The sequence below is a fragment of the Nocardia sp. NPDC004718 genome (genome assembly GCF_053601535.1).
Genome location: NZ_JBSGCA010000113.1, coordinates 1 through 5,945 on the forward strand (window position 1 = coordinate 1; position 5,945 = coordinate 5,945).

The 5,945-nt window shown below is 68.2% G+C and carries 6 protein-coding genes; 2 read left to right on the top strand and 4 right to left on the bottom strand.

Translation table 11 applies throughout. The features are described 5' to 3' along the window. On the top strand, positions 1-895 hold an 895-nt coding region (locus ACWEH3_RS35495), incomplete at its 5' end, for an AMP-binding protein (protein WP_452358493.1). 48 nt (positions 896-943) lie between these two features. Here ACWEH3_RS35495 and ACWEH3_RS35500 read toward each other — a convergent pair. From ACWEH3_RS35500 to ACWEH3_RS35515, 4 genes are all read right to left on the bottom strand, one after another. Further along, positions 944-1,882, bottom strand: coding sequence for an undecaprenyl-diphosphate phosphatase (locus ACWEH3_RS35500; protein WP_450026648.1), 939 nt, complete (start codon positions 1,880-1,882; stop codon positions 944-946). A 198-nt stretch (positions 1,883-2,080) separates the two neighbouring features. Beyond that, positions 2,081-3,109 carry a 4-hydroxy-2-oxovalerate aldolase gene (gene dmpG, locus ACWEH3_RS35505; protein WP_450026650.1) on the bottom strand — a complete coding sequence of 343 codons (1,029 nt, stop codon included), beginning with the start codon at positions 3,107-3,109 and terminating at the stop codon, positions 2,081-2,083. Continuing rightward, the gene (locus tag ACWEH3_RS35510; protein WP_450026652.1) at positions 3,106-4,083 is read right to left on the bottom strand and encodes an acetaldehyde dehydrogenase (acetylating); all 978 of its coding nucleotides are present in this window, start codon (positions 4,081-4,083) and stop codon (positions 3,106-3,108) included. The genes dmpG and ACWEH3_RS35510 overlap by 4 nt, the downstream gene beginning before the upstream one ends. A 4-nt stretch (positions 4,084-4,087) precedes the next feature. Continuing rightward, positions 4,088-4,912, bottom strand: a complete 825-nt coding sequence (locus ACWEH3_RS35515) for a 2-keto-4-pentenoate hydratase (protein ID WP_450026654.1) — start codon at positions 4,910-4,912, stop codon at positions 4,088-4,090. A 196-nt stretch (positions 4,913-5,108) separates the two neighbouring features. Here ACWEH3_RS35515 and ACWEH3_RS35520 point away from each other — a divergent pair, with 196 nt between their 5' ends. Beyond that, the gene (locus ACWEH3_RS35520; protein ID WP_450026656.1) at positions 5,109-5,840 is read left to right on the top strand and encodes an IclR family transcriptional regulator; all 732 of its coding nucleotides are present in this window, start codon (positions 5,109-5,111) and stop codon (positions 5,838-5,840) included. The last annotated feature ends 105 nt before the right edge of the window (positions 5,841-5,945 follow it).

Sequence of the window (5,945 nt, forward strand, 5' to 3'; positions counted from 1 at the left end):
CCACCACCACGACGACGGCACCCCCGCCGAACTCGACACCATCTTCACCTACGCCACCGACCTGTTCGACGAAACCACCATCCACACCCTCGGCCACCGCCTCGAACGCATCCTCACCACCATCGCCACCAACCCCCACACCCCCATCGGCGACATCGACATCCTCGACCGAACCGAACGGGAAATGGGCACGGCCAGAGGCGTTCCCACCCCGCCGCCGAACTCGGCGGCGACCGCGGGCACCACACTCGCCCAAACACTCGTGGCCGCTGTCGAGGACGATCCGGACGCCCCCGCCATCCTGTCCGGCGACGACGAGCTGTCCTACCACGATCTGGAGACCCGCTCGTCGCGTCTGGCGCGGGTACTCATCGCGCGCGGCTGTGCTCCCGGCGCGGGCGTGGCACTGCGCTTGGATCGCGGCATGGAAGCGGTCATCGCGACCTGGGCCGTGCTCAAAACAGGCGCCGCCGTCGTCCCCGTAGACACCCTCGACACCGCACTGCCCGACGACCTCCACACCAAAGTCGGCCTCACCCTCGGCGATCCACCCACCGGCACCCTCGACTGGCTCGCCCTCGACGACCCCGCCGTCATCGCCGAGATCGCCGCCGAATCACCCCGCCCGGTCACCTACGCACACCGCACCCGCGCGCTGACCGGCACCGACGCAGCCTTCGTCGGGGAGCAGACGCTCAGCTACGACGATCTCGCCATCGCCGCCGCGCAACTGCGCGACCGGGACGAACTCACCTACGAGTCCGAGATCCCCTACCGCGGCGAACCGGCATCCTCGGCTGTTGTCATCGAACTGGTCGCCGCCGGTATGGTCGGCGCGGCGGTCGTCCTGGACACCGACGAGGAGGTGCTGGCCGACGAATGCGTGACCGGTTGATCCTTCCGGCCGCGCCGCAGCCGGATCGGCGACTTCGCCGAGCAGACCTCAACTGAAGTGGACGACCGAGAGGGTGCCTGCGACGACGCAGTACATGGCGAACGGCAGCAGGGTCCGGGTCTGGAAGTAGCGCTCCAGGAACCGTACTGCCAGCCACGACGACACCCCGGAGACGATGGCTCCGAACAACACCGGTCCACGGATGCCTTCGGTTTGCGGGCCGACCAGTTCCGGTAGCTCCAGGACTCCCGCGCCGAGGATCGCCGGAGTGGCCAGCAGGAAGGCGAATTTCGCCGCGTGCTCGTGCGCGAGACCTCGCGACAGGCCACCGACCATGGTCAGGCCCGCCCGGCTGAAGCCGGTCAGCAGCGCGCCGACCTGAGCGAAGCCGATGCCGAGAGCGTCCGCTGTCCCGAGGGCGGCCAGCGGCCGGTCGGATTGGCGCCGAGTCTCCGCCTCGGCCGTGCGGGTGCCTCTGCGGGCTTCCCGCCGAGCGAACCGCCGCCCGTATTCTGCCAGCGACGGCTCGTTCCGCCGGCGCAATCCCTCACCGACGATCAGCACGATGCCGTTGAGCGCGAGAAAGATACCGGCGTAGAAAGGCGTGCCGAACAGCGCGTGCAGCGGATGTTCCAGCAGGAAGCCGAGCACGCCGACCGGAATGGTGGCGACGACGATCAACCAGGCAAGCCGCTGGGGAATGGTGTCGAGGCGACCGGTGCGCAGCGTGGTGAAAAGGCCCGCCACGATGACGCACCAGTCGCGCCAGTAGTAGCCGAGCAGCGCCAGCGCCGTCGCCACGTGCAGCGCCACCACGAACGCTAGATACGGTGTGCCCGCACCGGATTCGCCCTCGCCGGTCAACTTCTCCCAATCGCCTCCGAGCCATGCCGCGACCAACACGGAGTGCCCCAGGCTGGAAATCGGGAACAGTTCGGTGACACCTTGCACCGCCCCGATGACTGTCGCTTGAAAGTAAGTGAGCATCGCCCCGAGTCTCGCACGCACACAACGCAACCGTGTGAGGGCCTCTCGCGGCCGGCGACGAGCGACTCGGCCGGGGACGGTGCATTCGGGAGCCCGGTACGGCGCACCGGGAAGCGGGGTGAGAGCCCCGTCGTCGCGGATGACCACGAGTCGGAGGTGCCGACGGTGGAAGATCACCGTCGGCGAGCTCGATGCCGTTCAGGCGGTGGCACCGGAGGATTCGGCGACCAAGTCGAGCGCGATGTCGACGATGAGGTCCTCCTGCCCGCCGACCAAACCACGACGGCCCACCTCGAGCAGGATCGTGCGCACGTCGATGCCGTAACGCCGCGAAGCGGTTTCGGCGTGCCGCAGGAAGGACGAGTAGACCCCGGCGTAGCCGAGCGTGAGTGTTTCGCGGTCCACGCGGACCGGGCGATCCTGCAGGGGCCGCACCAAGTCGTCGGCGGCGTCCTGTAGCGCGAACAGATCGCAGTTGTGCTTCCAACCGTGCAGGTCGGCGACGGCGACGAAAGGCTCGATCGGGCAGTTGCCCGCTCCGGCGCCGTGCCCGGCGAGCGAGGCGTCGACCCGGGTGACGCCTTCTTCCACCGCCACGACGGAATTGGCCACCGACAGCGAGAGATTCTCGTGCGCGTGTATCCCGATCTCGGTCCCGGGGTCCAGCACCTCGCGATAGGCGCGGACCCGGTCACGGACTCCGTTCATGGTCAACCGGCCGCCGGAATCGGTGACGTAGACGCAGTGCGCCCCATACGATTCCATCAGTTTCGCCTGTTCGGCCAGGCGAGCCGGTTCGGCCATGTGCGACATCATCAGGAATCCGGAGACGTCCATCCCGAGTTCCCGTGCGGTGGCGATGTGCTGAGCGGACACGTCGGCCTCGGTGCAGTGGGTGGCTACGCGCACCGAGCGCACACCGAGCCGGTAAGCGTGCTTCAGTTCTTCGATGGTGCCGATGCCGGGCAGCAGCAGCGAGGTCAGCCGGGCGTGGGTGAGATTGTCCGCGGCGGCTTCGATCCATTCCCAGTCGGTGTTGCTTCCCGGGCCGTAGTTCAGGCTGCCTCCGGCGAGACCGTCGCCGTGGGCTACTTCGATGCCGTCGACACCGGCCGCGTCGAGCGCCGCCACGATCCGGCCGACGTCGTCCGGAGTGATGCGGTGGCGCACCGCGTGCATGCCGTCGCGGAGTGTGACGTCTTGGATGAACAGTTGGGTGGTGGTCATCGGAGCGCTTCCTGTCCCGCTGGTGCCGCGGCGATCGTGTCGGCGATGGATTCGGCGTAGCGCACGGCCGCCGAGGTCATGATGTCCAGATTTCCCGCGTACGCCGGGAGGTAGTGGGCGGCGCCTTCGACCTCGAGGAACACCGTCACCTGATGGGTGGGCGCGGTCGCCGTGTCCGGGCCGAGCAGGGTGTGCACCGGTTGGTCCTGCGGGACGGCGGTGATCTGGACTTGCTGCTTGAGGCGGTAGCCGGGGACGTAGGTGGCCACGTGCGCGATCATCTGCTGCACCGATTCGCGAATCGCCGCGTGGGTGCCGGGATCCGGCGCGGTGACCAGGCACAGCACCGTGTCGCGCATGATCAGCGGCGGGTCCGCCGGATTGAGGATGATGATGGCTTTCCCGCGCCGCGCGCCGCCGACCGTTCGGATCGCGTGCGCGGTTGTTTCGGTGAACTCGTCGATATTCGCCCGCGTGCCCGGTCCCGCCGACTTCGAGGCGATGGACGCGACGATCTCGGCGTAGGCGACCGGCGCCACGCGCGAGATGGCGGCGACGATCGGAATGGTGGCCTGTCCGCCGCAGGTCACCATGTTGACGTTGGGGGCGTGGCGATGCTCGTCCAAGTTCACCGCCGGGACGACGAACGGTCCGAGCGCGGCGGGTGTCAGATCGATCAGGCGTTTGCCGAGCGGTTCGAGCACCGCGGCGTGGGCGGCGTGGGCTTTGGCGGAAGTCGCGTCGAAGACCACGTCGATCTCGTCGAAGTTCGGCAGTTTCAGCAGGCCTTGCACGCCGTCGGACGTGGTGGGCACGCCGAGTCTGCGCGCGCGGGCCAGACCGTCGGATTCCGGGTCGATGCCGACCATCGCGCCCATCTCCAGGACGGTCGAGTGCCGGATCACTTTGATCATCAGATCGGTGCCGATATTGCCCGATCCGATCACCGCGACTTTGAGCTTGCTGTCGTTCATGGTTTCACTCCCGAATGAAGGTCGCGGTCACCGATCCGAGACCGGTGATGTCCGCGGTGACGATTCCAGGGGCCTCGATCGGCGCCATCGGTCCGAGCGCTCCGGACAGCACTGTCTGCCCGGCGCGCAGTGGCCGGCCGAACTCGCGAGTGGTCCGCGCCAGCCAGGCCAGTGCGTGCAGCGGATCGCCGAGGCAAGCCGCGCCGTTTCCCGTCGACACCTCGACACCGTCGATCGACATCCGCATCTGTGCCGTGACGGGCTCGAAGGAATCGAGGGTGCGGCGTTCGTCGCCGAGCACGTACAAACCGCTCGAAGCGTTGTCGGCGACGGTGTCACCGAAGGTGATGTCCCAACCGTCGATGCGGCTGTCGACGATCTCGAGCGCGGCCACGGCGTAGTCGACCGCGCCGCGGACCTGCTCGTCATCGAGCGGCCCCTCCGCCAGGTCCGCGCCGAGCACGAACGCGATCTCGGCTTCGACCTTCGGCTGCAACAACCGGCTCAGTGGCACGGGTGTGTCCTGCCCGTAGTACATGTCGTCGAACAACACTCCGAAGTCCGGTTGATCGACACCGAGCTGCCGCTGCACCGCCGGTGAGGTCAAGCCGATCTTGCGGCCGACCACCTCGGCGCCCGCCGCGATGCGCTCGGCGGTCAGCAGTTCCTGCACCGCGTACGCGGCGGTCACGTCGTCGGCACCGATCAGATCGCGCACCGGTGCGCACGGGGTGCCGGAGCGGGCAGCCGCGCTGAGCAGGTCGGCGGCGGCGATCGTGGCAGCGTCGGCAGCCACGGAGCGTCGGTCAAGGCCTGGGGGTGTTGGCATCGGAAGTCCCGGATCTCGTGCGGAGGTGAAACAGTGCTCTCACTGTCGCCGCAGGTGGGACGCATCCGCCAGCATTGCGTTCCACTGAGCCGAACGCTGCCGCGGTAGAGTGAGCGGGTCCGGAGGTTGGAGGTCGACCGTGTCATCCGCGTTCGCTGGTCGTGCGATAGACGGTTCGACCGTGCTCGGCAAGATCATGGCCGTGCTCGAGGCCTTCTCGATCGACGACACCGCGTTGAGCCTGGCCGAGCTGGGACGGCGGACCGGCATTCCGAAGGGCACTCTGCACCGGGTCCTCGCCGATATGGTGGCGGTCCGACTACTGGACCGGACCGACGCCGGGTATCGGCTCGGAAGCTATGTGTTCGAGCTCGGGATGCGCGCATCGGTCGAGCGGAGTCTGCTCGAAGTGTCCATTCCATTCCTGGAGGAACTCAACGCGCGTATCCACGAGACCGTGCATCTGGGCATTCTCGACGGCACGGATGTCGTGTACCTGACGAAGATCGGCGGACGCAGGCAGGCCAGCGCCCCGTCGCGGATCGGGGGCCGTATGCCGGTGCACTGCACGGCCATCGGCAAAGTATTACTGGCCAACGCCGACGCGGCGCTTCGTGAGCAGGTGCTGGCCGGGCCGCTTCGCCGCTACACCCCCCGGACGATGGCCCTACCGGGCACATTGCGCACCCAGCTGGATCGGATTGCCGCCGACGGAGTGGCCTTCGAATTCGAGGAATCCGCTCCCGGTATCGTCTGCGTGGCTGCACCCGTTCGCGAGGCGGACGAGGTGGTTGCCGCGATCAGCGTGGCGGGCCCGTCCCATCGGTTCCATCCCGAGACCCACGCGGCATCGGTTCGCGCGGCCGCCGACGGCATCGGAGCGACCCTGACCCGGCGGACCCGGTTGCTGTCCGCCCCTCCCGCCTGAGCACCAGGAAGACCCCGCCCGGCACGAGGGCCGGGCGGGGTCTGTCGTCCCCCGACGAACGTCGTCGGGTTCCTCCTCACTACCTACTTGGCCGGTGCGACCGGC